Here is a 25,716-nt window from a genome sequence, read left to right as displayed (position 1 = left end):
CATCTCGGTGACAAAGGTGTCGATATAGGCACGGACCTGAAGGATGTGGTCCAAGATGTCGGCGCGGCTATCGAAGGTATCTGCCATAGCAATGCCCTCACAACAAGGTGCAGCGCTATCGTAGTGGAGGTCTAACGTGGGTACCAAGTGTCAGATGCTATCCACTAGTTCTGCCGCTGACAGCTTGAAGTGAGCGGAAAAGAGGAGAGGATTTCTAGCTAGGGCCATGCGCTGAACAACTCAACTGGGCTTGTTTCGTTATATCAGGAATTCAACGCTAAGGTGTGTCGATATAAAAGGAAGCGAACCTGCCTTTGAGTGATGTTCTTATTTTGTTCTTGACTTTGTCCACAGTCTTCGCTATATCATTGCCCTAGACCTGCCTCTATCGAGGGGCGCGCTCGCGAGGCGTCGCAGTGTGGAGGCAGGCACGGTCTCGCAGGCTCGCCTCGCAAGCGGGTCTGGCGAGAGGCCCAGGCTGTGTGCCGGTGGTCGGAATCGGTTCAAGGCCCCCGTTGAGCAGACGGGCACCGCCTTGAGCGGTCACCGGGCCGGCATCGCCTGAACGCCTAAAGAAGCCGTGCGCGAAGAGGCATTCCGGCTCTTCCCAATCACCATCCATCATCGAGCCGGGCTGCCCAACGCGCCACCCTCGATTGCCTTAAAAGGCTCGGAGCCGAAGCGGCTCCTGAGCCCGCAAGGCCATGCCTGTCTTACCCACCAATTTCATTCAGCTCTTTCATGCACGAGGTTTCATCATGAGCCGTGTTCGCACCATCCTGTCCCGCATGCCCGATGCCGACGATGTTTTGAGGCGTCTCGCCGACGTGATCCGGGTGCCGTCCACCTGCCGCCGGCGCAAGTGCCGCGAGCAGGGCTGCTGCCAGGGCGGCTACGGGCCGCCGTGCTATTTCGAGGACCGCAAGCGCTTCGCCGATGCGGTGCTGGAGGACATGCACGGGCACCGGGAGTTCTGGATCGCCCAGCGCACCAGCTTCGAGGCCGTGCTGCGGCGGTGACGCGAGGACTTGCGCCGCCTACCGTGCGTCCTCCGTCACAGGAATCCAACAAAAAAGCCCCTCCGCGCCGGAGGGGCTTGTCTCGTGTCCTGCCGATGCGCGTCAAGCGATGGCGAAGTCGTCGTGCGCGATGGTGGTCTTGTTGGCCAGGATGGCGAACTTGATCTGCGCGGTGCCGCCGATGCCGTCCTTGTCGTAGTAAAGAGAGCCAGTCTTCTTGTCGTAGATGATCCGGTCGTCCTTGTCGTGAGCCTTCGTGCCGAGATGGAACGCGGTCTCCTTCAGCGGGCCGCGGGCGATCTTGGAAAAGACCGCGCGGGACAGGCCGATCGCATCGTCCGCCGCCTTGAAGTCCATGATCTTGTCCACATTGGTCGTAGCGTTCAGCTTGGTGTCGAAATAGAAGCCGTCCGGGCCGCTGCCGCCATAGAGCGTGTCGTTGCCGGCGCCGCCTGCGAGGGCGTCCCTGCCGCCATAACCGTAGATCTTGTCGTTGCCGCCCTGGCCGTAGAATCTGTCCATGCCGCTGGTGCCCTTCAGCACGTCGTTGCCGGGAGTGCCAATCGGCGGGAGAGCCAGCGCGTTCGCCTTGCCCCAAAGGGCGCTCTCCCCCTGGCCGATGCTCGGCATGGTCCAACCGGTCTTCAACGTGGTTCTCGTGCTCGTGTCTTGGTCCCCTAAATGCAGTCTGTCCCGATCTCGAATCGGGTTGAATGAAAACAGACGCTGGTTAACACAATGCTATTACATAACGATAGGGATGTGTTCCGGCGCACAGAGGAGAGCATTGACAGAGCCGGCACCAGCTTCGAGCCTCTGCTTGAGGTCCCTTAAAACGAGAGCCAAGCCCCATGAACCTGCACGCATTGCTCCACCGCCGCACCGAATCCGGCCGTCCTGTTCGCGTGGCGCTGATCGGCGCTGGAAAGTTTGGCTCCATGTTTCTCGCCCAGGTGCCGAGCATCGCGGGGCTTGAGGTGGCGGTGATCGCCGATCTCAACCCGGAGCGGGCCAGGGAGGCCTGCCGGACTGTCGGCTGGGACGAGGCGCGGATCGCCGGCACGCGCTTCGTGGCCGATGGGCTCGACGCCTGCCGGGCGGACGACGTCGAGGTGGTGATCGAGGCGACCGGGCATCCGGAGGCGGGCATCCGCCATGCGCTCGCCGCCATCGAGGCGGGCCGGCACATCGTCATGGTCAATGTGGAGGCGGATGTGCTCGCAGGCCCGCTGCTGGCGGAAAAGGCGCGGGAGCGGGGCGTGGTCTATTCCATGGCCTATGGCGACCAGCCGGCGCTCGTGGCCGAGATGGTCGACTGGGCCAGGGCTGCGGGCTTCACCGTGGCGGCCGCCGGCAAGGGCACCAAGTACCTGCCTGTCTATCACCAGGTCACGCCGGACGATGTCTGGACCCATTACGGCCTTAACGCCGAACAGGCGAAGGCCGGGGGCATGAACCCGCAGATGTTCAACTCGTTTCTGGACGGCACCAAGTCGGCCATCGAGATGGCGGCCATCGCCAATGCCTGCGATCTCGACGTGCCGGAGCAGGGGCTGGCGTTTCCGCCCTGCGGGGTGGACGATCTCGCCCAGGTGATGCGGCCGAAGAGCGTGGGCGGGCAGCTCGATCGCGATGGCATGGTGGAGGTGGTGTCGTCCCTGGAGCGCGACGGGCGGCCCGTGTTCCGCGACCTGCGCTGGGGCGTCTATGTGGTGCTCAAAGCCCCCAACGATTATGCCGCCGCCTGCTTCAAGCAATACGGCCTGCCGACGGACTCAACCGGCCGCTATGCTGCCATGTACAAGCCCTTCCACCTGATCGGCCTGGAGCTGTCGATTTCGGTGCTGAGCGCGGCCCTGCGCGGCGAGCCCACGGGCTCCACCCGCGCCTGGCGCGGCGATGCGGTGGCAGTGGCCAAGCGCGATCTGAAAGCGGGCGAGATGCTGGACGGGGAGGGCGGCTACACGGTCTATGGCCGCCTTGCGCCGGCCTCCCGCAGCAAGGCGGCGCGCATGCTGCCCATCGGGCTGGCGCACGGGGTCCGCCTCACCCGCGATGTCGCCGCGGGCACGGTGGTGACGGAGGACGACGTGGCGCTCGATGCCGAGCGGCTCGCCGTCCGGGTGCGCCGGGAGATGGTGGAGCGCTTTGGCTGAAGCGATCCTTCGCCTCCTTATTGGCGCATCGTGTGGACCAGACCCAGGGGGCCGCGCCAGCGAAAACCGGATCCACTTTTCCGCACGATGCGCTAGGCCGGCGGCTGCGGCTCGATGACTTTGCCGTCCTGCGTGAAGTCGTAGATCTTGCCGGTCTCGGCCCAAGCGGGCAGGGCGAGCTTCACGATGTGGGGCGCAAGCTCTTCCGGCGTCTTGAGGGTTAGCGGATCCTCGCCCGGCATGGCGGCACGGCGCATGTTGGTGCGCAAGGGGCCGGGGTTCAGCAGCATGACCTTCACCGGCGTCGTCACCGTCTCGGCCGCATAGGTGCGCACCAGGGCTTCGAGAGCGGCCTTCGAGACCGCATAAACGCCCCAATAGGCCTTGTGCTTGTGGGCGGCGCCCGAGGTGATGAAGATCGCGCGGCCGGCGTCGGACGCACGCAGCAGCGGATCGAGGGAGCGGATCAGGCGGTAATTGGCCGTGACGTTCACCGCCATCACCTCGTCCCACACCGGCTGGTCGATATGGGCGAGCGGCGCCAGCTCGCCGAGCTGGCCGGCATTGCCGAGCAGGATGTCGAGCTTGCCCCAGCGCTCGTGGATCGCGGCGCCGAGACGGTCGAGCGCCTCGAGGTCCTTCAGGTTCACCGGCACCAGGGTGGCCGAGCCGCCCTTGGCGCGGATCTCGTCATCGAGGGATTCGAGCGCGCCTTGCGTGCGGGCCAGCGCAATCACATGCGCGCCGGCCTCGGCCAGGGCGAGCGCCGCCGCGCGGCCGATGCCGCGAGACGCGCCGGTGACGACCGCGACGCGGTTCTGGAGAGGCTTGTCCATGGTTCCTCAGTCGGCTTCGGCGAGAACCGCAAGACGGCGCGGGGTGGCGACGGTGAGGTCCGTCAGCGGCGTCGGGTAGTCGCCTGTAAAGCAATGGTCGGTGAATTGCGGCTGCGCGGCATTGCGGCCCGTCTCGCCCATGGCGCGATACACACCCTCGATGGACAGGAAGGCGAGCGAATCCGCCCCGATATACTGGCGCATCTGCTCCAGGTCGTGGGTGGCGGCGAGCAGCTTCTCCTTCTCCGGCGTGTCGATGCCGTAGAAATCCGGATGCGTGATCGGCGGGCTGGAAATGCGGAAATGCACCTCCTTGGCTCCGGCCTCGCGCATCATGCGCACGATCTTCACCGAGGTGGTGCCGCGCACGAGGCTGTCGTCCACAAGCACGATGCGCTTGCCCGCGATGGCCGCGCGGTTGGCCGAGTGCTTCATGCGCACGCCGAGCTCGCGCACCGACTGGGTCGGCTGGATGAAGGTGCGGCCGACATAGTGGTTGCGGATGATGCCGAGCTCGTAGGGCAGCCCGCAGGTCTGGGCATAGCCGAGCGCGGCCGGCACGCCGGAATCCGGCACCGGGATCACCACGTCCGCATCGGCTGGAGATTCGAGAGCCAGCTCACGGCCCATGCCCTTGCGAACTTCATAGACGCTGTGGCCGTTCACGATGGAATCGGGCCGGGCGAAGTAGATGTACTCGAAGATATCGGGCCGCGGTGCCACCTGCGGCGCATAGCGGAAAGACTCGATGCCCTCATCCGAGATCACCACGCATTCCCCGTTGTCGATGTCGCGCACGAAGCGGGCGCCGATGATGTCGAGCGCGCAGGTCTCGGAGGCGAGGATGTAGCGGCCGTCGAGCTCGCCCAGAACCAGCGGGCGAATGCCCAAGGGGTCGCGGGCGCCGATCAGCTTCTTGTTGGTGAGCGCCACCAGGGCGAAGGCGCCCTCGATCTTCTGGATCGCCTCGACGAAGCGGTCGATGACCCGGTCCTTGCGGCTGCGGGCAACCAGGTGGACGATCACCTCCGTGTCGGTGGTGGACTGGCAGATCGCCCCGTCGCGGATCAGGTTGCGGCGAAGGGTCAGGCCGTTGGTCAGGTTGCCGTTGTGCGCCACCGCGAAGCCGCCGCCGTCAAGCTCGGCAAAGAGCGGCTGCACGTTGCGCAGCACCGTCTCGCCGGTGGTCGAATAGCGGGTGTGGCCGATGGCCGAGAGGCCCTCCAGGCGCTCGATGGTCGCCCGGTCGGAGAAGTTGTCGCCCACGAGGCCGAGCCTGCGCTCGGAGTTGAAGACCGACCCGTTGAAGGTGACGATGCCGGCTGCTTCCTGGCCCCGGTGCTGCAGGGCGTGGAGGCCGAGCGCCGTGATGGCCGCCGCGTCCGGGTGCCCATAGATGCCGAAGACGCCGCATTCTTCGCGCAGGGTATCGCCGTCGAGGTCGAGGTTCACCTGTTTCGGGGTGACCTGCCACGTCTCAGACAAAGCAGACATCGATCATACCTTTGGGATTCGCGCCCGCACCGGCGCCGCCCCTATGTAGTCATCCTCAGGCCAAACGCCAACGTCTATTCTGACGCTGGCGGCCCTGAGGTTGCCGCCAGACGCTTGGCGCATCGGCTTGGTCCCAAAAGTGCCTTCCACTTTTGGGTCGATGCTTAGCTGCGCCGCTGGGGCGGCTGCGGTGCTGCGGGAGCGGCAGGCGCTGCCGGGCGCTGCGGATCGGGCTCGGCCGGCTCCGCCTCCGGCGTGGCGTCCTTGTTGCGCAGGCGCTGGATCAGCGCTTCGGCGTTTTCCGGCAGCATGGCGATGATGTTGTCGCGGGTGTTCTCCATGGCCGGGCGGGTCTTGGAGGCGGTGGCCCACTCGGGCTCCTTGCCCTGGAGCAGCCAACCGAGGAAGGCCCAGCCGATCACGCAGATCAGGAAGCCGCGGGCAGCCCCGAAGAACAGGCCCAGGGTCCGGTCGAGAGCGCCGATGCGGGAATCGAGGATCAGGTCGGAGATCTGCACCGTGATGATCGACACGATGATCAGGGTGATGACGAAGATCGCCCCGATGGAGGCCACAAGCGCCACCGTGCCGCTGCTGATATATTGCTGGGCAATCGGCAGGGCGGTCGGGTGCAGGTACCAGGCGGCCGCGGCCGCAACCACCCAGGCCACGATGGCGAGCACCTCGCGGGTGAAGCCGCGCACGGCAGCAAGAAGAGCCGAGATCAGGACGATACCGATAACGACGAGGTCCAGAACGGAAAAGGGCATGGGCCGGGCCTACGCAGATGGAACAGGAGTGGAGCCGCCTTTGCGGGTTCGAAGCCTGGCTCTATAGCGTTAAGAAAGGCTTTCGTCACCCCAGGGAAGTTGAGCCGGCACCGGAAGCGGCGGGTGTGCCGCCTCCGGCTGACGTCCGGCTCAGGCGACCTGCACGATCAGCTTGCCGAAGTTCCGCCCCTCCAGCAGGCCGATAAAGGCTTCCGGCGCGCTCTCCAGCCCCTGGACGATGTCCTCCTTGTACCTCACGCGGCCCTCCGCGATCCATCCGGCCATGTCCCGGTAGAAGGCGGGGCGCTGATCGCTGAACTCGCGCTGGATGAAGCCGCGGATGGTCAGGCTCTTGGTAAGCACATCGCGCATGAGCACCGGCACGCGGTCCGGGCCCTCGAACGGGCCTGTCGCATTGTACTGTGCGATGAGGCCGCAGACCGGAATGCGCGCGAAGGTGTTGAGCAGGGGAAAGACCGCATCCCAGACCTTGCCGCCGACATTCTCAAAGTAGACGTCGATCCCGTCCGGGCAGGCTGCCCGAAGATCCTGGGCAAAGGTGGGCGAGCGGTGGTCCAGCGCGGCATCGAAGCCGAACTCGTCGCGCACCACCGCGCATTTGTCAGCCCCACCGGCGATGCCGATGGCCCGGGCGCCCCTGATCTTCGCGATCTGCCCCACGGCCGAGCCGACGGGTCCGCTCGCTGCCGCCACGACCACGGTCTCGCCCGGCTTGGGCTGGCCGAGGGTCAGCAGACCCGCGTAAGCCGTGAAGCCCGGCATGCCGAGAACACCGAGCACCGTCGTGACGGGTGCCTGGTTCGGATCGAGCTTGCGCAGGGTCTTGGCATCCGCAGCCGCATGGGACTGCCAGCCGGAATAGGAGAGGACCATGTCACCCGGCTTGTAGTCGGGATGGCGGCTTTCCAGCACTTCGCCGACTGTGCCGCCCTCCATCACATCGCCGATCTCCACCGCTGCCGCATAGGATTTCGCGGCGCTCATGCGACCGCGCATATAGGGATCGAGCGAGAGATAGCGGATTTTGAGCAAAACCTGACCTTCGCCGGGAGCGGGAATGGGCGTCCGCACCAACTTGAAATCGTCTTGGGACGGGCGGCCTGTCGGACGTGAGGCGAGGAGGATCTGGAGGTTCTGTTCTGTCACCGGGGAGGCTCCTGAGGTGGGGCTCGCACGCCATGCTATGATCGGCGTGCTTGGATCGTCTCATCACGGTCGACGCGTCGCCTTGCCCCGTCAAGTCTCAGCCCTCGCCTGCGATGGGCCGTACAGAAAAAGAAAGGCTCCGGCGTTGCCGCCGGAGCCTCTCGGGTATTGCTGTTTTAACGGCTTAGATGAACAGGAAGTCGTCGGCGGTGAGCGTGGTGCCGGGCTTCACCTTGAGGATCTCGATGCCCTTGCCTTTGCCCGAACCGTCCACGTCCAGGTAAACGAACCCGTTCTTCTTGTTGTAGAAGATGTAGTCGTTGGAGCCGTCCGGGGTGTCGTTGAGCTTGGTACCGACGTTGAAGAACTTCTTCTGAAGCTTCTGGTCTTTCATGAAGATCTTGTCGAATCCAACCGACTTCTTGCTGCCGCCTTTGTCGTCAGGCTTGCCCTTGTCATCCGAACTGTTCTTCGAATGCACATCGCTCGTCTTGGGGCCTTTTACCTTGAAGGCCTTGAGGGCCGCCAAGCTGATCTGGATTGTATCGTCGGACGCCTTGAAGTCGTAGATCTGGTCGAACTGGCCCTTCCTCACGGCTGTGTCGAACACGAAAGTATCCTGACCGGCTCCGCCATAGAGCTTGTCCTTGCTGGCGCCGCCGTTGAGAACGTCGTTGCCTTCTCCGGCGTACAGAGTGTCCTTGCCTGCGCTGCCCAGCAGCGTATCGTTCCCGGCGTAGCCGTAGAGCTTGTCGTTCCCGGCGCCACCATTGATGATATCGGCACCAGCCGTTCCTGGGAGGCTATCGTTCTTCGCTCCACCGTTGATTGTGTTCACGGTCTCGACAGGATCCTTGGTGACATCAGTGATGGTGAGCGTGATCTGCTTCACGGTCCACTTATTCGGTTCTGTGCCGGCACTGTTATCGTCAAAGGCCCGCACCCAGAATGTATAAGTGCCAGCCTTGGTGTCTCCAGGCTGGGATTTGAGCTTGATCTGATTGCCTTCGATTACGAAAAGTGGGTCTGTCGTGACTGTTCGGCCTTCAGCGTTCGTTACGAAGGCATAGGTGAGATTTTCCTGATCCCCTGCATCTTCATCGATCGCATTCAATGTGGCGACGACAGTTCCGGCGGACGCATCTTCTGCTGCCGTCCCCCCGCTCATCGTGAGGTCCTTCGGATCTTCCTCAAGATCGAATACAGTGATCTCGAAATTGCCTGTAAGAGAGTCGACTACATTCCCATTTTCATCGAATAACTCGGCAATAACTTGAATCCCGATAATATTTGAGGTCAAAGCCTCGTAGTTGAGCGGCGCATTGAAGATTAATTGATGGTCTAGATAATCGTATGAAAAACGGTCATCGTTGAACCGGTACACATAGCCGGGAAGCGGATCCTGCCCGTCGTCAGCACGGGCATAAAGCTTGCTGACCGGATCACCTGGATTACGATTTTTATACATATCCAACGTTGAAAATGTAAAAGCAGTCATGCGACTTCCCTCAAAAATGACGATCTGTCTAAGCCCGTCATCGGCGGAGGAATGACGGTTGACTAAGCAGATAAAATACTCCGGTTGATGTTATGTAATAGCATATAAATGTCAATATGCCTATTCAAACGCAGATCTTTAATCAGATAAGCAGCCTTATGACGCCTTGCGCCTTCTGGCAGCGATGCCTGCGACCAAGTCAGTGATATGGCCAATGGAAGAGGTTGAGAGCGGAAGCCGCTCGGGCTTGCTGGTTTTGGATTTCTCAATGCGAGCCGCTGGACTTACAGCACTTGAAAATCCAAGTTTCGCCGCCTCCTTCAGTCGCGCCTGCTCCTGAGCGACCGGTCGGATCGCCCCGGACAATCCCATTTCGCCGAAATACACCGTGTCGGGAGGCAGAGGGTTCCCCGAGAGCGACGAGACCAGCGCCGCCGCCGCCGCGAGATCCGCTGCGGGCTCGGTGATGCGCAGGCCGCCGGCGACGTTGAGATAGACGTCATGCATCCCGAGCTTGAGCCCGCCATGGGCCTCCAGCACGGCCAGCACCATGGACAGGCGGCTCTGGTCCCAGCCGACCACGGCGCGGCGCGGGGTGCCCAACGACGAGGGAGCCACAAGGGCCTGGATTTCCACGAGCAGCGGGCGCGTGCCCTCCATGCCGGCGAACACCGCCGTGCCGGCGGTCGCCATGTCGCGGCCGGCGAGAAACAGCTCGGAGGGGTTGGGCACCTCGCGCAGGCCCTGGTCGGACATTTCGAACACGCCGATCTCGTCGGTGGGTCCGAAGCGGTTCTTCACGGCGCGCATGATGCGGAAATGGTGGCCGGTGTCGCCCTCGAACGAGACCACCGCATCGACCATGTGCTCGACCACGCGGGGGCCGGCGATCTGGCCGTCCTTGGTCACGTGGCCCACGAGGATCACGGCTGTGCCGGTGGTCTTGGCGAAGCGGATCAGCGCCTGGGCCGAGCCGCGCACCTGGGTGACCGTGCCGGGGGCGGACTCCACCGTCTCGGTCCACATGGTCTGAATCGAGTCGATGATGGCGAGCGCCGGCGGGCGGCCCTGGCTCAGGGTGGCGATGATATCCTCGACATTGGTCTCGGAGGCGAGCTCGACGGGCGCCTGGCCGAGGCCCAGACGTTCGGCCCGCAGGCGCACCTGCGCCACCGCCTCCTCACCCGAAATGTAGGCCACGCGCTCGCCGCGCATCGCCAGCGCCGCCGAGGCCTGCATCAGGAGCGTGGACTTGCCGATGCCGGGGTCGCCGCCGAGCAGGATGATCGAGCCGTGCACGAAACCGCCACCGGTGACCCGGTCGAGTTCGGCGATGCCCGAGGGCGTGCGCGGCGCTTCCTTGGTTTCACCCTGAAGCCCTTCGAGGGGGAAAATGCGGCCCTTGGCGCGGGACGGGCGGGTGGCGGCAGGCCCTGCCATCGGGCTGGCAGCGCCTGCTTCCTCCACGATGGTGTTCCAGCCGCCGCAGGCCTCGCACTTGCCTTTCCAGCGGTTATAGACCGCGCCGCATTCCTGGCACGTGAAGGCGGGGTGACGCTGCTTGGCCATCAGCCTTGCTCTCCGCGATAGGCACGGGCGTAGCGCGCACCGAGATTGGTGAGAATTTCGTATCCAATGGTGCCGGCGCGGCGGCCGACCTCGTCGATGCTGAGATCGCCACCGATCAGCGTGATGGTGTCACCGCGCTTCACTCGGCCCTCCGGCACATCAGTCACGTCGACGGTGATCAGGTCCATGGAGACGTTGCCGGCAAAGGGGCAGGGATGTCCGGCGACCAGAGCCATGCCGGCGAGCAACTCGTCGCCGCTCCTGCCCCGTGCGCTCGACGAGCGCGGATAGCCATCCGCGTATCCAATGGACAGCGTGGCGATGCGGCGCTTGTCGAGCGCAAGCCAGCGTCCGTTATAGCCCACCGTGTGCTCCGCCTCGACCCAGCGCAGCTGCACGATGCGGCCTTCGAGACCCACGACCGGTCGCATGGGGTTGTCACGGTCCGGCGTCGGGTTGCCGCCATAGAGGGCATAGCCGGGTCGCACCAGATCGTAGCCGGGCTTGTCGCGCAGGAAGATGCCCGAAGAGTTCGGTAGCGATGCCGGAATGTTCGGCAGTGAAGAGCGGATGGCTTCAAAAGCCTCGATCTGCCGGGCGTTCAGCGGGTTGTCGCTTTCCTCGGCGCTGACGAAGTGGCTCATGAGCAGCGCGGTCTCGAAATCCTCAAGCTCCCCGCGATCCTTCAGCGTCAGGCCCTGCGGCACCGTGAGCCCGAGGCGGTTCATGCCGGTGTCCACATGGACCGCGGCCTTCAGCTTCTGCGATTCTGCCCGACAGAACCCGGCCCATTCCTCGATTTCCTCGAAGGAGCCGAGAACCGGGCGCAGATCGAATTGCGCGTAAGCCGGGCAGGTGCCGGCGAAGAGCCCGTTGAGCACATAGATCGTTGCTTCAGGAGCAACCGATCGTGCGCGGATCGCCTCGCTCAAGTGAGCCACGAAGAAGGTGCGGCATCCGGCACGGGCGAGGGCCGGAACGGCCTTCTCGATGCCGGTGCCGTAGGCGTTTGCCTTGACCACGGCCGCCGTCTCGGCGCTGCTGGCCTGATCGCGCAGGGTCTGCCAATTCGAGGCGAGAGCGTCGAGGTCGATGTGGAGAACACCGCCGGCGGCCTGTTCGGGAATGCCGCCGGTGCTGCTGTTCTGAGAGGTATGCTTGGTCAATCGCCAATCCGTTCGGGAAGTTTGTCTTCATCCGCCAAGTCGGTGAAGCGGGTGATGTCGGCCTGGAAGGCCAGCTGCACGGTGCCGGTAGGGCCGTGACGCTGCTTGCCGATGATGACCTCGGCCTTGCCGTGAACCTGATCCATCTCCGACTGCCACTTGAAGTATTCCTCGGTGCCGGGCTTCGGCTCCTTGTTCTTCAGATAGTACTCGTCGCGGTAAACGAACATGACCACGTCGGCGTCCTGCTCGATCGAACCCGATTCACGAAGGTCGGAGAGCTGAGGGCGTTTATCGTCACGGGACTCCACCTGACGGGAGAGCTGGGACAGGGCAACCAGGGGAACCGACAGTTCCTTGGCGAGCGCCTTGAGCCCGGTCGTGATCTCGGTCAATTCCTGCACGCGATTCTCGCCTTTCTTGGAGGAGCCGGAGAGGAGCTGCAGGTAGTCGACGATAAGGATGTCGAGCCCACGCTGGCGCTTGAGCCGCCGCGCGCGGGCGGCGAGCTGGGCGATGGAGATGCCGCCGGTCTGGTCGATGTAGAAGGGGATCGACTGCATCTCGCGCGCGGCTTCGGTGATCTTGTAGAAGTCGTCCTCGCGCATGTCGCCGCGGCGGATCTTGTAGGAGGGCACGCCCGACTGCTCGGCGATGATACGGGTGGCAAGCTGCTCCGCCGACATTTCCAGCGAGAAGAACCCCACGATGCCGCCGTTGACGGTCTTCAGGTTGCCGTCCTGCTGCTTCTCGGCCCGGTAGGCCTTGGCGATGTTGAACGCGATGTTCGTCACCAGCGAGGTCTTACCCATGGCCGGGCGTCCGGCCAGGATGACAAGGTCGGAGGGCTGCAGGCCGCCAAGGGCCTTGTCGAGATCCTTCAGGCCCGTCGAGATGCCCGACAGGGCGCCCTCGCGCTTGTAGGCGGCCGCCGCCATGTCGATGGCGGCGGTGAGCGCATCGGAGAAGCGCTGGAAGCCGCCGTCGTAGCGGCCGGTTTCGGCGATCGCATAGAGGCGCCGCTCCGCCTCCTCGATCTGCTCGCGAGGCGAGGAGTCCACGGGCGCGTCGAAGGCGACGTTCACCATGTCCTCGCCGATATTGATCAGGTTCCGGCGGATCGCGAGGTCGTAGATGGCGCGGCCGTAATCCTCCGCGTTGATGACGGTGGTCGCCTCGGCCGCGAGACGCGCGAGATATTGCGACACGGTGATGCCGCCGAGATCCTGATCGCCCAGGAACGTCTTCATGGTGATCGGTGTCGCGACCTTGCCGGCCTTGATCAGGCTCGTGGCGACCTCATAGATGCGCCGGTGAAGATCCTCGATGAAATGAACGGCTTCGAGGAAGTCGGAGACCCGGTAATAGGCATCGTTGTTGACCAGGATCGCGCCCAGCAGGGCCTGTTCGGCCTCGATGTTGCTGGGGGGCGTCCGAAACTGCGGCTCGGCAGTCTCGAGACGGGCGATCAGGGCGTTGGCGGTGGCCATCCGGCGCTCCGGGAAACAGGAGAAGGGTTAGAGTCTCTTAGACCGCAATTGGTGTCCTAAAGGTTGCCGTGCGGACACGAAGTCGGAATTGCGACCAACTGTCCTCGCTGTCCTCGATTCTCACACCGTCCATCTTTTCGCGGGCGTCACGGCTTGACTCTCCTGCAAGCCAGAATCCCAAAGAAAAAACGCTCCCCGTCGAATCGACGGAGAGCGTCATTTTAGAACAAAACAAGAACTAGAGCAACCGCTTGAGCTTGCCCCCGGTAGTCATGACCGGGCTTGTTCCGGCCATCCCGATCCTCTCAAGCGCCGAGCCTTTCAGCATCGGGATCACCGGCACGAGGCCGGTGATGACGAAAGAGAGGCCCATTCCTGGCTGCCGAGAACGACAGAGATCTTAGAGCTCGTCGTCGCCGCCAGCCTCGGCCAGGGCCGCGCCAACCTCGAGGCCGAGGTCGTCGAGGTTGGTCTCCTCGCGGGTGGTGACCGCTTCACCGCGCGCCTGACGCTCGGCTTCCTCGGGGCTGCGGGCGACGTTGATGGTCACCTTAACCTCGACCTCCGGATGGAGGGCGACCGGCACGGCGTGCAGGCCGATGGTCTTGATCGGCTGGTTGATGGCGATCTGGTTGCGGTCAACCGTGAAGCCGTTCTGGGTCATGATCTCGGCGAGGTCGCGGGTGGAGACCGAACCGTAGAGCACGCCGGTCTCGCCGGACTGGCGCAGGATGATGAAGCTCTGGCCGTTCAGCTTCTCGCCAACGGTCTCGGCTTCCTTGCGGCGCTCGAGGTTGCGGGCCTCGAGCTGGGCGCGCTGGGCGTCGAAGTGCTTCTTGTTGGCCTCGGTGGCGCGCAGAGCCTTGCCGCGCGGCAGGAGGAAGTTGCGGGCATAGCCCGAGCGGACCTTCACGGTCTCGCCCATCTGGCCGAGCTTTGCGACGCGCTCGAGAAGAATAACGTCCATGGTTGTCTCCTTTAGGTTCGTGATCAGGTGGAAAGGGTTGGTGGTGGATTCGGCCGCGTGCCGAAGCGGCGGCGCAGGCCGAAGGTGGAATCGGCGATGCCGAAGAGGGCCAGGGCAACCATAAGGATGCCCTGGGTGACGAAGATCAGGACGTACATGGCGCTCAGGAGGAAGGAGCGGCCCGACCGGCCCCGTGTGCGGTCGTGGATGGCAGCCAGGCCCTGCAGGGCATAGGCCATCAGGAAGGCACCCGACAGGGCCAGTCCCAGCGCGCCGACGAAGCCGCCGAAATTCGCCAGGATGAGCGCGCCGACCAGGATCAGGCCCGCGGAGCGCGGCATCACCAGTTCCGGCACAGGCGGCCAGGGGCGCGGCAGGCGCTTGGACGCCAGGACGATCCGGCCGGCGGCCCAGAGATAGAGCGCCAGAATGGTCACGAAGCCCTGGGCCGACAGGAAGGATGTCAGCCGCGAGAAGATGGAGATCAGCTGCTCGCGGGTTTCTGCATCGAGAGCCTCGGCTCCCGTGGCGGCGAACTGGGCGTTCACGAAGGCCTCGGCCACCTCGCGGGTGTTCTGCTCGAAGGCGCCGTAGTCGCCCCCTGTGGAGATCACGCCGGCGGCGATGATGGTGAGCGCGGCCGTGGCGGCAGCCCAGGCCAGGAGCCGGCCGACCGGATACCATTCCATGGTGCCGTCAGGTCCGGGGCGGCCGAGCAGGGACAGATAGGCCAGCCACCAGGCGGGCAGGGCGGTGATGAGCGCAAAGCCGAGGCCGCTCAGCGGCGACAGGATCAGCGCAATCGCCAGGCCGCCGACGAGGGCGGCCACGAGGCCGGAGCGGTGGTCCCAGCCAAGGGCCACGATCAGGACGGGAATGGGAGCGAGCAGATACAGCATAGCCGCCAGCGGTGTCGCCTTGACGATCACTGCGGTCAGGAGGGCCGATACGAGCCCTGCGCCTATGCCTGTTGCTACAAAATTCATCGTCTCGCTGTCCCGCTGCTCAAGGCAGGGTTAGAGGCTGGTGCCTCAACTGACCCGGCGGATTCTCACCGCTGGGCGATCTGGTAGGAGAATGGCTGCCCGACGGATCGGGCAGCCAAAAGTCTTAGCGGATCACGTAGGGCAGCAGGCCCAGGAAGCGGGCGCGCTTGATCGCCTGGGCGAGCTCACGCTGCTTCTTGGCCGACACGGCCGTGATGCGGGACGGAACGATCTTACCACGCTCGGAGATGTAGCGGGACAGGAGCTTCGTGTCCTTGTAGTCGATCTTCGGCGCGTTGGGACCTGAGAACGGGCAGGTCTTGCGACGACGGAAGAAGGGACGACGGCCGCCAGCAGCCCCACCAGTAGCACCAAATGCCATGATTAAGCCTCCTCGCCTTCGTTGCCAGCGAACCCGACACCGTCGGTGTCGCGCTCACGGCGCTCGCGGTCCTTGCGCTCGTCGCGGTCGCGCTTCTGCATCATCACGGACGGCTCGGTCTCGAGCTCTTCGACCTTGATGGTCATGAATCGAAGGATGTCTTCGTTGATGCGCATCTGACGCTCCATCTCGGCCACGGCCGGAGCCGGAGCGTTGAGGTTGAACATCGTGAAATGCGCCTTGCGGTTCTTCTTGATGCGGTAGGCGAGGGACTTCACGCCCCACATCTCGGTCTTGTCGACGCTGCCGCCGTTCTGCTCGATGACGCCCTTGTACTGGTCGACCATAGCCTCGACCTGCTGCGGGGTGACATCCTGGCGAGCCATGAAGATATGCTCATAGAGAGGCATAATGGGCCTTTCTCAGGGTTTGAGGACAAGCCTTGCACTGTTTTGAGGAGTGTCTCGGCCGTTTCGCGCATCCGATCGGCGCCAAGCCCTTCGAGCCTGCAAGGCCCGAGCGATTGTCGAAGGCGGAGACACGGGACGACGGGTTCGTAAAAACCCTGCATGGCCAAGCCACGCCGTCCGTTCAGCCCCCGGCCGGAGCGAACGCGAAGCGGGGGCTATAGGCGATTTGGACCGGGAAGGCAAGGGAACCGCTTGATTTTGATCAATCAGGAGAGCAGCACACCTGCGAGAAGAGGGATGAGTGCCAGAACAAGAGCGAGCGACAGCCATTTTCCCCTGTAAACCAGGAAGCCGGCAGGTACGACAAAAGCGCTGAACAGCAGTGTCGCTACGAAAGCGTATCCATAGGCGAGGCCATTTCCCATTGGATCGGATGAGGCGGTGAGGGCGTATATGAGCAGCCATAGCCACGCGAGGGTTCCGAGACCGACGAGAATTGCGGTTAACCCGCGTAGAATGATTTTGACCATGAAGCCCCGGCAATCGCTAACCGGTCCAGATATACAGTAACGTTTTGCGCTCGCAATGCTTCTGCTGCGGTGAATCAACTGTGTGGTGCGTATGGAGGAAGGCTGGTCAGAACAGCGCTTTAAGCTAAAACACCCTTATGAACGCTCTTCCCCTGCGCCTCGGCGTGAACATCGATCACGTGGCCACCGTCCGGAATGCCCGCGGCGGTGTGCATCCCGACCCGATCCGGGCCGCCCATCTGGCCGTTCTGGCCGGCGCCGACAGCATCACGGCCCATCTGCGCGAGGACCGGCGGCATATCCGCGACCTGGACATGGAGCGGCTGAAGCGCCAGCTCTTCGTGCCGCTCAATTTCGAGATGGCGGCAACCTCCGAGATGGTGGGGCTCGCCACGCGGCTTCGCCCTCATGCGGCCTGCCTCGTGCCGGAAAAGCGCGAGGAGCGCACCACGGAAGGGGGGCTCGACATCATCGGCGGCCATGCCCATCTGCGTCCGGTGATCCAGGAACTGAAAGGCGAGGGCATCCGCGTGTCCCTGTTCGTCGAGCCGGAGAGCGAGGTCATGGACGCGGCCTGCAACCTGCAGGCTCCCGTGGTCGAACTCCACACCGGCACCTATTGCGAGGCCGTCGTCGAAGGCGACGAGGCAAGAATCGCCCATGAGCTGGAGCGCCTGCGGCGGGCGGCCGAACATGGGGCAAAAATCGGCCTCGAGATCCATGCGGGCCACGGACTCGATCTCAATTCGGTCCGGCCGGTGGCAGCCATCCCTCAGATCGTTGAGCTCAATATCGGCCATTCGCTGATCGGCGAGGCGATCTTCATGGGCCTCGACGAGGCCGTGCGGGCGATGCGTGCCGCCATGGACGAGGGCCGGGCACAGGTGCCGGCATGATCCTCGGCATCGGGTCCGACCTCTGCGACATCCGGCGGATCGAGAAATCCATCGAGCGCTTCGGCGACCGATTCACCCACCGCATCTATACGGAGGGCGAGCGGGCCAGGAGCGACCGCCGGGCCGCGCGGGCTCCCTCCTATGCCCGCCGCTTCGCCGCCAAGGAGGCCTGTGCCAAGGCCTTGGGCACGGGCCTCAGCCATGGCGTCTTCTGGCGCGACATGGAGGTGGTCAACCTGCCCGGCGGCCGCCCGACCATGCGTTTGACGGGCGGCGCCCTGAAGCGGCTTCAGGCCATGACACCCGCGGGGCACAAGGCCGTGGTCCATGTCTCCCTGACGGACGATCCGCCCATGGCCCAAGCCTTCGTGATCATCGAGGCGCTGCCGGCGTGAGACGGGGCTGCGTTGCGGCAGGACGCGGCTTAGGTTAGAGCAGGGCGCGGCAAAGCGGCCTTCCCGGTCGCAATCAGACGCCGTAACGACGATATCGAGAGAGGCTTGCACCCGGGGCTGAGTGCAAACCCCTCTCGACTGTCACAGCACAGGAAGGCGGCGGAAGCCGCCTGGTCCAAAAAGCATAGGTCGAGCGACGTGAGCGAAAAATCCGGCAAATACGTAGGTAGCACCGTGAAGAACGAAGAAGGCGGCCTCTGGGAAACGATCAAGGTCATTGTCCAGGCCCTTCTGATTGCGGTGGTCGTCCGCACCGTACTGTTCCAGCCCTTCAACATCCCGTCGGGCTCTCTCATCCCGACCTTGCTGATCGGCGACTACCTGTTCGTCTCGAAATATTCCTACGGCTATTCCAAGCACTCGATTCCCTTCAGCCCCGGCATCTTCTCCGGACGCATTTTCGGCTCCGAGCCGAAGCGGGGCGAGATCGCCGTCTTCAAGCTGCCGAAGGACAACTCGACCGATTACATCAAGCGCGTGATCGGGCTACCCGGCGACAAGATACAGGTGATCAGCGGCGTGCTGCACATCAACGGCCAGCCGGTGCAGCGCGAGCGCGTCGAGGATTACAAGACCACCGACCTCTACGGCCGCACCGTCAGCGTTCCGCAGTTCCGGGAGACCCTGCCCGGTGGCGTGACCTACAACGTGATCGAGCGCGACGTGGACCGCGGCTACTGGGACAACACCAATGTCTACACGGTGCAGCCCGGCCACTTCTTCATGATGGGCGACAACCGGGACAACTCCACCGATTCCAGGGACGACGCGAGCGTCGGGCAGGTGCCGTTCGAGAATCTGGTGGGCCGGGCCGAAATCATCTTCTTCTCGATCGACGAGACCGCATCTCTCTGGCGGCCCTGGGAATGGCCGCAGAAGATCCGCTGGAACCGTCTCTTCGAGGGGATCCGCTGACCCGTGGCACGTCGTAAGCCGAACCTCGATGAGCTTCTGAGCAAGCTCGGCTACCGCTTTGAAAATCCTGCGCTCCTGGACGAAGCACTGACCCATGTCAGCGCTCCCAAGGCCGACGGTCAAAGCTATCAGCGTCTGGAGTTCCTAGGCGACCGGGTGCTCGGCCTCGCCATCGCCGACCTGCTCTACCGCACCTTTCCGGGGGCGCCTGAGGGCGAGTTGTCCCGGCGCCTGGCGGAGCTGGTGCGGCGCGAGAGCTGCGCCGAGATCGCCATCGCGTGGGATGTCGGGCCCTATCTCAAGCTCGGCGCCGGCGAGGCGCATGCGGGCGAGCGCCGCAACCAGACCATCCTGGCGGATGTGTGCGAGGCGATCATCGGAGCCGCGTTCATGGATGGCGGCTACGAGGCCGCCCGCGGCGTGATCGAGCGCGCGTTCCAGCCGCTGCTGGAAGCGCCCCGCCGTCCGTTGCGCGATCCCAAGAGCGCCCTGCAGGAATGGGCGCAGGGACGCGGCCTGCCGCCGCCGACCTACTCGATCGTCGAGCAGACCGGGCCGGACCACGCGCCCAGGTTCCGGGTGATGGTCAAGGTCAAAGGTGCGGAAACCGAGTTCGGTCTCGGAACATCGAAGCGCATCGCGGAACAGGCGGCGGCGCGGAGCCTTCTCTTGAGAGAGGGCGTCTGGACGGAGGAAGAGCATGGAACAGCCTGAGCAAACCACCACAAAGGCCGGTTTCGTCGCTCTCATCGGAGCCCCGAATGCCGGCAAGTCGACCCTGCTGAATTCGCTCGTCGGCTCCAAGGTTTCGATCGTGTCGCGCAAGGTGCAGACAACCCGCGCTCTTGTGCGCGGAATCGCCATCGAGGGCGAGGCGCAGCTTATTTTCGTGGACACACCCGGCATCTTCAAGCCGAAGCGCCGCCTCGACCGGGCCATGGTCACTTCGGCCTGGGGCGGAGCGGGCGACGCGGACGTGATCGCGCTCCTGCTCGATGTGCGCAAAGGCATCGACGAGGAAGCCGAGGCGATCCTCGCCAAGCTGTCCGAGCTGAAGCGCCAGAAGGTCCTGATCCTCAACAAGATCGACCTGATCGAGCGCTCAAGGCTCCTCGAGATGGCCGCCAAGCTCAACGAGCAGGTGCCGTTCGCCCATACCTTCATGATCTCGGCCCTCAAGGGCGACGGGATCGAGACCATGAAGCGCCAGCTCGCGCAGATGATGCCGGAAGGCCCCTGGCTCTATCCGGAAGACCAGATCTCAGACGCGCCCCTGCGCATGCTGGCGGCCGAGATCACCCGCGAGAAGATCTACGAACGCCTGCACGAGGAGCTGCCCTACGAGTCGACGGTCGAGACCGACCAGTGGCAGGTGCGGCCCGATGGATCGGTGCGCATCGAGCAGACCGTGTTTGTTGAGCGCGACAGCCAGCGCAAGATCGTGCTCGGCAAGGGCGGCCAGACCATCAAGGCCATCGGCCAGGCAGCCCGCAGGGAGATTGCCGAGATCGCCGAGACCCCCGTGCACCTGTTCCTCTTCGTGAAGGTGCGCGAGAACTGGAGCGACGATCCCGAGCGCTACCGCGAGATGGGCCTGGAGTTCCCGCGGGGAGGCTAGGGCATCGTGTGGGTCTCTGGCTACGAGACGCCGCAAAAGCCTTCGCCCTGACAGTTAGCTCCCTCGTCATCACCGGCCTTGTGCCGGTGATCCCGATTGCTTAAAGCCCGGCGCCTTTCAGCATCGGGATGGCCGGTACAAGCCCGGCCATGACGAAGGTTTGTCATATCAAGCCTCGTCCGTTCGGCTCGATGCTTTAAGCCCGGTACGCGGTTCGCAAGCCACCCCAGTGCCGGCCGAGAACGCGGATGGGGGCGTCCACCTCCTGCATCATGACGATCTTGCCGCCGCCCATGTCGCGGGCATAGGCCTGCACGATGAAGGGCCGGGTGGAGCGGGCCGCCGTGATGCCGGCGCGGTCGTCGAAGATGCGCTTGTTGCGGGCATTCGCCGCGTTCCACACCGGATCACCCGCCCGCTGGGCCTGGGAGTAGATCCGGTTGTGGACCGGGATGTAGCCGTTGCGGTCGATGGCAAGGCAGAAGGCCATGGCGGAATCCGAGGCCAGCACCTTCTCGATGATCGGAGGCAGGAGCTTCTCGAACACCGGAAGGTAAGCCGTACCGTACTGGACCGGATCCGTACCCGGAATCAGCCGGTAATCCGTATCGAAGACGCTGTCCCGCGAGACTTGGCCAGCGGCCACGGCCTGCTCGATCAGCATCTCCACCTGACGGGCCGTTTCCTGGGCGAGCAGAATGCGGGGCCGATAGCTTGCCTCGACCTGCGCGACGAAAGCGTCGATACGGACACGGGCCTCATCGTTGAGCCTGTCGAAGCTGCAATGGATGCCCATGGGGCTGAGTGCCACGATCCTGGCGCTGACGCGGCCCAGGTGCTGGATGTCGATCTCCACCGGCAGGCCGGGCCTTGCTTCGAGGTTGGGAACGGTGGCCATGAGAAGCCCGCCGGAGCTCACGTCGATCAGCCGGGAGGAAGCACTGCGCTGAGAGATCCACAGCGTCGCCGCGCGTTCGACGGGAAACCGGTCCGCCCGGCGCCTGTCGCCGATTTCGCTTTGGCGGATGACGGTGACGAAACGCTGCCCGAGGGCCTTTGCCAGCCCGTCCGCCTTTCGCGTCGCCTGATCGGCCTCGTGGGCTCTGGCGCTTGCGTTGAGCGAGATCGCGTCCACGTCACCCGCGCGGTCGCTCACTTTGGCGACGCTGGATGAGGTCACGCCGGCAAGGCGCGACGCCTCGCTGATGGCGGAATTCTGCTCCCCGACGGCGCCGCGCACCGTGTCGAAGACGGGGCGGACGCCTTGGACCGCCTCCACCACTTCCGTCACGGCGCCTGTCGAGGCCTGAGCAGTCTCACGCAGGCGGTCGATGCGCTGGCGGATGTCGTCGGCGGCCTTGCCGGTTTGGGTGGACAGCACCTTCACTTCGCTCGCCACCACGGCAAAGCCCTTGCCGGCGTCGCCGGCCCGTGCCGCCTCGATGGTGGCGTTGAGAGCAAGGAGGTTCGTCTGGCGCGCCACCGCCGAGATCGTGTCCACGATGCCGACGATTTCCGCCGTCGCAGTGGACAATTGCATGATCAGCCCGCTGGCCTTCTGGGCGGCCTGGATTGCGTTGTCGATCCGCGCGCTCGCATGCTCCATGGAGCGGCCGATCTCCGTCGATGTGACGGCGAGTTCCTCGGTCGAGGAAGCCAGCGAAAGGCTCTCGGCCGATGCGGTCTTGCCCGAGGAGGCCAGCTCGCCGGCATGGCCGCGGATCTCGGCCAGATCCTTCTCCACCGCGGCCACGTCGGATGCCGCAACCGCGATCGCCCGCGTGACGCCCTCGATGGCTTTCAGAACATCCGCCTCGAGCGCGTCCACCACCTCGGTGTCGAGGCGGCTCTCGCGGGTGACGGGGGGCGCTTCTTCCTCCGATGCGGCCTGAACCGTCCCGTTCAGGGCATCTGTCTGTGGAGCACGCCGCAGAATACCAAACATCGCCGGGCTTCCATTCTTTTCATGCTTAACCCAGCGTCACCCGGAAAGATTAAGGAAGAGACAATACTTCACGATGTTTCGTCTCTTTTCGCCACAACTTGCGCATGGACGAGCGAACTCAGCCGGTTCTTGAGACCCGGCTTGGTTTGCACAGGTCCGAATCCGTTATTTTACGAAATTTTCAGCGCTTTTCCGACGCAACCAGATGAACCCTAGGGCTTTATCATGAAAGTTGATGGAATGACGGTTCGTCTCCGGACACTGCCTTCCTGACGTTGCGTTCCAGCCGTTTCAGCGTCGACGTCCTGGAGAGGCCATGAGCAGCCCTTCTGATCAGACGGCGCAAAGACGTCTCGCAGCTGTCCTTGCCGCTGACGTGGTGGGCTATTCCGATCTCATGTCCAAAGACGAGGAGGGCACTCTCAGCCGCCTCAGGGATCTCCGGCGTCAGGTCATCGAACCCCGCATCCGCATCCATCACGGAAGGCTGGTGAAAACCATCGGGGACGGTTTCCTGGTCGAGTTTGCAAGTCCCGTCGAGGCCGTGCGCTGCGCGGTCGACCTGCAGGAAGCCCTTGCCGGAAGTTCCGGGAAGGGAGGGGCCAAATCCCTACAGATGCGGGTTGGGATCAACATCGGCGACATCATGGTCGAGGAGGACGGCGACATCTTCGGCGACGGCGTGAACATCGCATCCCGGCTGCAGAAGCTGGCGCTGCCCGGCGGCATCTGCCTTTCGGGTAAAGTCTATGACGAGGTGAAAGGCAAGCTTCCCTACGAGTTCGAGGACAAGGGGGAGCATCAGTTCAAGAATATCGGGCAGCCGATCAGGGTTTTCTGCCTCCTGGAAGGAATGGATACGGCGCAGCGGTCGGGAGAGCGAAAGCCCTCCGGCGCTCGCCAGGAAGGGCCTTCCATTGCGGTCCTGCCTTTCGTCAACATCAGCAAGGATCCCGAGCAGGAGTACTTCGCCGACGGCATCGTCGAAGACATCATCGCGGCCCTGTCGCGCTTCAAGTCCTTCTTCGTCATCGCCCGGAATTCCACCTTCGCCTACAAGGGCCGCAATGTCGCCGTCCAGCAGATCGGCCGGGAACTCGGCGTCCGTTATGTGCTGGAGGGCAGCGTCAGGCGTTCTGGCCCGAGAATTCGGATCACGGCGCAGCTCGTGGATGCGAGCACGGGAGGGCATCTCTGGGCCGAGCATTACGACGGCGTGGTCGAGGATGTATTCGATCTCCAGGATCAGATCACTGCCAGTGTCGTAGGGTCGATCCAGCCGTCGATCAGAAGCGCCGAGATCGAGCGGGCCCGGCGCAAGCGACCCGAGAATCTCGATGCCTACGACCTCGTGATGCGCGCGCTTCCCTATGTCTGGGCCCTGGAATACGAGGCCAACAAGGAGGCGGCCCGGCTTCTGGACAAGGCGCTTCTCCTCGACCCGGGCTACCCGCTCGCCATGGCCATGGCCGCCTGGTGCCGTGGCCAGCGGATCGTCTATAACTGGTCGAAGAACCTGCAAGAAGACAAGCGCGAGACCCTGCGCCAGGCGCAAGCCGCAGCCGCCATGGCCCACGAGGATCCCTTCATCCTCACGGTGCTCGGCGCAGCCCTGACGATCACGCGGGAGTTCCAGCGCGCCACATCGATGCTGGAGCGTGCGCTGTCGTTGGATCCGAACTCAGCCTGGGGCTGGAACCGCAGCGGCTGGCTGCACAATTACCACGACGACCCGGAGGTCGCGATCGAGCACTTCGAGCGTTCCCTGCGCCTGAGCCCGTTCGATCCGATGGCGTTCAACTGCGAGATGGGGATTGGCTGCGCCCACTTCATCGCAAGGCGCTACGATCTTGCCGCGCAATGGCAGGAAAAGGCCCTCATGAGCAAGCCGAAGACGGCCTGGATCCATCGCACGCTCGCGCCCGCCTATGCCCTGGCGGGAGAGGCCGACAAGGCACGGGAGAGCGTCGACGAACTGGTGAAAGGCTATCCCGGGATCCGGATCGTCGACATCCTCCAGGCCATGGCCTTCAGCAAGGAAGCGATGGGCCGCTTCGCGGAGGGCCTGCGGCAGGCCGGTCTGCCGGAATGAGACTGCCCAAAGAAAACCGGGAGGGTGATGGCCCTCCCGGTTTGGATGTTACTGCTGCTGGGCCTGGCCCTGGAGCAGCGGGGTGATCCGGCGCAGGGTCACGCGGCGGTTCTGCTGCTCGGGGGCTTCCGTCGCCACCTTCAGATACTGCTCGCCGTAGCCCTGGGTCGTCAGGTTTTCGGCCGGAATCTGGAAGCGCTCCGTGAGGATCGTGGCGATGGTTTCCGCGCGCCGGTCCGAGAGGGTGAGGTTGTCGTCGTCCCCGCCGACCGCGTCGGTGTGACCTTCCACGAGGAAGATCTCGTTCGGGTTGCGGGAGATCGCTTCGCGCAGGCCCTCCGCGATCACCCTCAACTGTTCGATCTGGTCCGCAGGCAGCTCCCAGGAGCCGAACTCGAAGGTGATCGTATCGAGGTCCACCCGCGGCATGCGCTGGCGCAGGGGCTGGCTGCGGCGGATCTCGTCGAGGGTGTAGGCCCGCTCGACCCGCTCCACCGGCGGCGCCGTGAAGGCTTCGACGATGTCGGCCCGCGAGGCGCGCTCCGTCTCGACGATGTAGCGCTCGCGCGGGATGCGCACGTTCGGAGGCGGCAGGCGGACGACCTCCTCCTCCACATAGCCGTAGCCCGGGCGACGCGCGATGCCGGCGCGGCGGTTCTCGATCAGCACGACCTCCCGGCCGGCAGGCTCGCGCCGCACGCGGCGGACGAGGTTTCCGTCCTCGTCTCGCACCGTGAGGATCTCGGAGCCGTCGGGGCGGCGCACGATGGTGACCTCCTCGTTTCCGCCGCGCCGCTCCACGCGGATGTCGGCGTCGCGATAGGTCCGGCGGAAGCGCTCGGTCTCGTCGCTGCGGATGATCACCTCATTGCCTTCGCGGATGATCGTGCGGTTGCCCGGCTCCTCGATGATCACCCGGCCGCCCTCACGACGCTCCCGACGCTCGCGGCGCAGGTCCTCGATGCGGACGCGGGAAGCGTCCAGCGGCTGGGTTGTGGCAGGCGCTGCCTGCTGAGGTGCAGCCGGTGCTGGTGCCGTGGGCTGGGCCCGCGTTGCAGGCGCCGGAGCCGCGGGGGCGGCCGGAGCCGGGGTCGTGCGGGTTGCGGGAGCCGTTGGCGCAGGCGTCGGGGCAGCCGGTGCTGCAGGGGCCGCTGTGGGAGCGGCCGGTGCAGGCGCCGTCGGAGCAGGAGCTGTCGGAGCGGTGGTCGTGGTCGGCGCATCCTGGCCGGGACGCTGGTCACGGGCGCGCTGGCGATCCGGGCGCTCGGTGTCACCTGGACGGGCCGGCCGCTCCGCGTCGGTCGGGCGGGGTGCGCCTGCGGCAGGCCGCTGCTGGGCCGGGGCCGGAGGCGTTG

25 protein-coding genes are annotated in these 25,716 nt (G+C 64.5%); 8 read left to right on the top strand and 17 right to left on the bottom strand.

Annotated features, from left to right (window positions below; all coding sequences use genetic code 11):
- The first annotated feature begins 758 nt into the window (after positions 1-758).
- Positions 759-1,019, top strand: coding sequence for a hypothetical protein (locus tag IC232_RS27690; RefSeq protein ID WP_190848177.1), 261 nt, complete (start codon positions 759-761; stop codon positions 1,017-1,019).
- 102 nt (positions 1,020-1,121) lie between these two features.
- Here IC232_RS27690 and IC232_RS27685 read toward each other — a convergent pair whose 3' ends face one another.
- Positions 1,122-1,667 (bottom strand): calcium-binding protein, encoded by a 546-nt coding sequence (locus tag IC232_RS27685; protein ID WP_190848176.1) that lies wholly within the window; start codon positions 1,665-1,667, stop codon positions 1,122-1,124.
- A gap of 203 nt (positions 1,668-1,870) precedes the next feature.
- Here IC232_RS27685 and IC232_RS27680 point away from each other — a divergent pair, with 203 nt between their 5' ends.
- On the top strand, positions 1,871-3,175 hold the full coding sequence (locus IC232_RS27680; protein ID WP_190848175.1) for an NAD(P)H-dependent oxidoreductase: 1,305 nt from the start codon (positions 1,871-1,873) through the stop codon (positions 3,173-3,175).
- A 92-nt stretch (positions 3,176-3,267) separates the two neighbouring features.
- Here IC232_RS27680 and IC232_RS27675 read toward each other — a convergent pair whose 3' ends face one another.
- The 14 genes from IC232_RS27675 to IC232_RS27615 form a co-directional block, all read right to left on the bottom strand.
- On the bottom strand, positions 3,268-4,011 hold the full coding sequence (locus IC232_RS27675; protein WP_190848174.1) for an SDR family NAD(P)-dependent oxidoreductase: 744 nt from the start codon (positions 4,009-4,011) through the stop codon (positions 3,268-3,270).
- Positions 4,012-4,017: 6 nt separating this feature from the next.
- Positions 4,018-5,505: an amidophosphoribosyltransferase gene (gene purF, locus IC232_RS27670; RefSeq protein WP_190848173.1), complete on the bottom strand. Its 1,488-nt coding sequence runs from the start codon at positions 5,503-5,505 to the stop codon at positions 4,018-4,020.
- Between the two features lie 164 nt (positions 5,506-5,669).
- Positions 5,670-6,275, bottom strand: coding sequence for a CvpA family protein (locus IC232_RS27665; RefSeq protein WP_190848172.1), 606 nt, complete (start codon positions 6,273-6,275; stop codon positions 5,670-5,672).
- Between the two features lie 150 nt (positions 6,276-6,425).
- Positions 6,426-7,442, bottom strand: coding sequence for an NADP-dependent oxidoreductase (locus IC232_RS27660; RefSeq protein WP_190848171.1), 1,017 nt, complete (start codon positions 7,440-7,442; stop codon positions 6,426-6,428).
- A 184-nt stretch (positions 7,443-7,626) separates the two neighbouring features.
- Complete coding sequence (locus tag IC232_RS27655; RefSeq protein WP_190848170.1) at positions 7,627-8,940, bottom strand: calcium-binding protein; 1,314 nt, start codon at positions 8,938-8,940, stop codon at positions 7,627-7,629.
- Positions 8,941-9,096: 156 nt separating this feature from the next.
- Entirely contained in the window at positions 9,097-10,509 is a 1,413-nt protein-coding gene (gene radA, locus IC232_RS27650; protein ID WP_190848169.1) for a DNA repair protein RadA, read from the bottom strand.
- A complete protein-coding gene (gene alr, locus IC232_RS27645; protein ID WP_190848168.1) occupies positions 10,509-11,675 on the bottom strand; it encodes an alanine racemase in 1,167 nt (388 codons plus the stop codon). The genes radA and alr overlap by 1 nt, the downstream gene beginning before the upstream one ends.
- The gene (locus IC232_RS27640; protein WP_190848167.1) at positions 11,672-13,165 is read right to left on the bottom strand and encodes a replicative DNA helicase; all 1,494 of its coding nucleotides are present in this window, start codon (positions 13,163-13,165) and stop codon (positions 11,672-11,674) included. Before IC232_RS27640 ends, alr begins: the two co-directional genes overlap by 4 nt.
- A 238-nt stretch (positions 13,166-13,403) precedes the next feature.
- Complete coding sequence (locus tag IC232_RS32995) at positions 13,404-13,538, bottom strand: hypothetical protein (RefSeq protein ID WP_281413440.1); 135 nt, start codon at positions 13,536-13,538, stop codon at positions 13,404-13,406.
- A 27-nt stretch (positions 13,539-13,565) separates the two neighbouring features.
- Positions 13,566-14,132, bottom strand: a complete 567-nt coding sequence (rplI, locus tag IC232_RS27635; protein ID WP_190848166.1) for a 50S ribosomal protein L9 — start codon at positions 14,130-14,132, stop codon at positions 13,566-13,568.
- Between the two features lie 23 nt (positions 14,133-14,155).
- On the bottom strand, positions 14,156-15,118 hold the full coding sequence (locus IC232_RS27630) for a DUF2232 domain-containing protein (RefSeq protein WP_190848165.1): 963 nt from the start codon (positions 15,116-15,118) through the stop codon (positions 14,156-14,158).
- A gap of 124 nt (positions 15,119-15,242) precedes the next feature.
- Complete coding sequence (rpsR, locus tag IC232_RS27625) at positions 15,243-15,500, bottom strand: 30S ribosomal protein S18 (protein WP_009491074.1); 258 nt, start codon at positions 15,498-15,500, stop codon at positions 15,243-15,245.
- Between the two features lie 2 nt (positions 15,501-15,502).
- Positions 15,503-15,910 carry a 30S ribosomal protein S6 gene (gene rpsF, locus IC232_RS27620; protein WP_190848164.1) on the bottom strand — a complete coding sequence of 136 codons (408 nt, stop codon included), beginning with the start codon at positions 15,908-15,910 and terminating at the stop codon, positions 15,503-15,505.
- 266 nt (positions 15,911-16,176) lie between these two features.
- Positions 16,177-16,440 carry a hypothetical protein gene (locus IC232_RS27615; protein ID WP_190848163.1) on the bottom strand — a complete coding sequence of 88 codons (264 nt, stop codon included), beginning with the start codon at positions 16,438-16,440 and terminating at the stop codon, positions 16,177-16,179.
- Positions 16,441-16,577: 137 nt separating this feature from the next.
- Between IC232_RS27615 and IC232_RS27610 the strand changes: the two genes are divergently transcribed.
- From IC232_RS27610 to era, 5 genes are all read left to right on the top strand, one after another.
- A complete protein-coding gene (locus IC232_RS27610; RefSeq protein WP_190848162.1) occupies positions 16,578-17,336 on the top strand; it encodes a pyridoxine 5'-phosphate synthase in 759 nt (252 codons plus the stop codon).
- Positions 17,333-17,731, top strand: a complete 399-nt coding sequence (acpS, locus tag IC232_RS27605; protein WP_190848161.1) for a holo-ACP synthase — start codon at positions 17,333-17,335, stop codon at positions 17,729-17,731. The genes IC232_RS27610 and acpS overlap by 4 nt, the downstream gene beginning before the upstream one ends.
- Positions 17,732-17,929: 198 nt before the next feature.
- Positions 17,930-18,706, top strand: a complete 777-nt coding sequence (gene lepB, locus IC232_RS27600; RefSeq protein ID WP_409564978.1) for a signal peptidase I — start codon at positions 17,930-17,932, stop codon at positions 18,704-18,706.
- Positions 18,707-18,709: 3 nt separating this feature from the next.
- Positions 18,710-19,420, top strand: a complete 711-nt coding sequence (gene rnc, locus IC232_RS27595) for a ribonuclease III (RefSeq protein WP_190848160.1) — start codon at positions 18,710-18,712, stop codon at positions 19,418-19,420.
- Positions 19,407-20,324: a GTPase Era gene (gene era, locus IC232_RS27590; RefSeq protein ID WP_190848159.1), complete on the top strand. Its 918-nt coding sequence runs from the start codon at positions 19,407-19,409 to the stop codon at positions 20,322-20,324. The genes rnc and era overlap by 14 nt, the downstream gene beginning before the upstream one ends.
- A 196-nt stretch (positions 20,325-20,520) precedes the next feature.
- Here era and IC232_RS27585 read toward each other — a convergent pair whose 3' ends face one another.
- On the bottom strand, positions 20,521-22,269 hold the full coding sequence (locus tag IC232_RS27585) for a methyl-accepting chemotaxis protein (protein ID WP_190848158.1): 1,749 nt from the start codon (positions 22,267-22,269) through the stop codon (positions 20,521-20,523).
- Positions 22,270-22,585: 316 nt separating this feature from the next.
- Between IC232_RS27585 and IC232_RS27580 the strand changes: the two genes are divergently transcribed.
- Positions 22,586-24,361, top strand: a complete 1,776-nt coding sequence (locus tag IC232_RS27580) for an adenylate/guanylate cyclase domain-containing protein (protein WP_190848157.1) — start codon at positions 22,586-22,588, stop codon at positions 24,359-24,361.
- Between the two features lie 48 nt (positions 24,362-24,409).
- On the opposite strand, the gene IC232_RS27575 is transcribed toward IC232_RS27580, so the two are convergent.
- A partial coding sequence (locus IC232_RS27575) for an OmpA family protein (RefSeq protein ID WP_246812453.1) occupies positions 24,410-25,716 on the bottom strand: 1,307 nt, incomplete at its 5' end.

The organism is Microvirga sp., assembly GCF_014699075.1.
Classification (GTDB): Bacteria; Pseudomonadota; Alphaproteobacteria; order Rhizobiales; family Beijerinckiaceae; genus Microvirga.
The sequence above is the reverse complement of the archived record's forward strand: the minus strand, read 5'-3'. Positions and strand labels throughout refer to the sequence as shown.

Coding starts and splice junctions, on each gene's coding strand:
- IC232_RS27690 (WP_190848177.1), top strand. CDS start 759: ATGAGCCGTGTTCGCACCATCCTGTCCCGCATGCCCGATGCCGACGAT.
- IC232_RS27680 (WP_190848175.1), top strand. CDS start 1,871: ATGAACCTGCACGCATTGCTCCACCGCCGCACCGAATCCGGCCGTCCT.
- IC232_RS27675 (WP_190848174.1), bottom strand. CDS start 4,011: ATGGACAAGCCTCTCCAGAACCGCGTCGCGGTCGTCACCGGCGCGTCT.
- purF (WP_190848173.1), bottom strand. CDS start 5,505: ATGTCTGCTTTGTCTGAGACGTGGCAGGTCACCCCGAAACAGGTGAAC.
- IC232_RS27665 (WP_190848172.1), bottom strand. CDS start 6,275: ATGCCCTTTTCCGTTCTGGACCTCGTCGTTATCGGTATCGTCCTGATC.
- IC232_RS27655 (WP_190848170.1), bottom strand. CDS start 8,940: ATGACTGCTTTTACATTTTCAACGTTGGATATGTATAAAAATCGTAAT.
- radA (WP_190848169.1), bottom strand. CDS start 10,509: ATGGCCAAGCAGCGTCACCCCGCCTTCACGTGCCAGGAATGCGGCGCG.
- IC232_RS27640 (WP_190848167.1), bottom strand. CDS start 13,165: ATGGCCACCGCCAACGCCCTGATCGCCCGTCTCGAGACTGCCGAGCCG.
- IC232_RS32995 (WP_281413440.1), bottom strand. CDS start 13,538: ATGGGCCTCTCTTTCGTCATCACCGGCCTCGTGCCGGTGATCCCGATG.
- rplI (WP_190848166.1), bottom strand. CDS start 14,132: ATGGACGTTATTCTTCTCGAGCGCGTCGCAAAGCTCGGCCAGATGGGC.
- IC232_RS27630 (WP_190848165.1), bottom strand. CDS start 15,118: ATGAATTTTGTAGCAACAGGCATAGGCGCAGGGCTCGTATCGGCCCTC.
- rpsR (WP_009491074.1), bottom strand. CDS start 15,500: ATGGCATTTGGTGCTACTGGTGGGGCTGCTGGCGGCCGTCGTCCCTTC.
- rpsF (WP_190848164.1), bottom strand. CDS start 15,910: ATGCCTCTCTATGAGCATATCTTCATGGCTCGCCAGGATGTCACCCCG.
- IC232_RS27615 (WP_190848163.1), bottom strand. CDS start 16,440: ATGGTCAAAATCATTCTACGCGGGTTAACCGCAATTCTCGTCGGTCTC.
- IC232_RS27610 (WP_190848162.1), top strand. CDS start 16,578: ATGAACGCTCTTCCCCTGCGCCTCGGCGTGAACATCGATCACGTGGCC.
- acpS (WP_190848161.1), top strand. CDS start 17,333: ATGATCCTCGGCATCGGGTCCGACCTCTGCGACATCCGGCGGATCGAG.
- era (WP_190848159.1), top strand. CDS start 19,407: ATGGAACAGCCTGAGCAAACCACCACAAAGGCCGGTTTCGTCGCTCTC.
- IC232_RS27585 (WP_190848158.1), bottom strand. CDS start 22,269: ATGTTTGGTATTCTGCGGCGTGCTCCACAGACAGATGCCCTGAACGGG.
- IC232_RS27580 (WP_190848157.1), top strand. CDS start 22,586: ATGAGCAGCCCTTCTGATCAGACGGCGCAAAGACGTCTCGCAGCTGTC.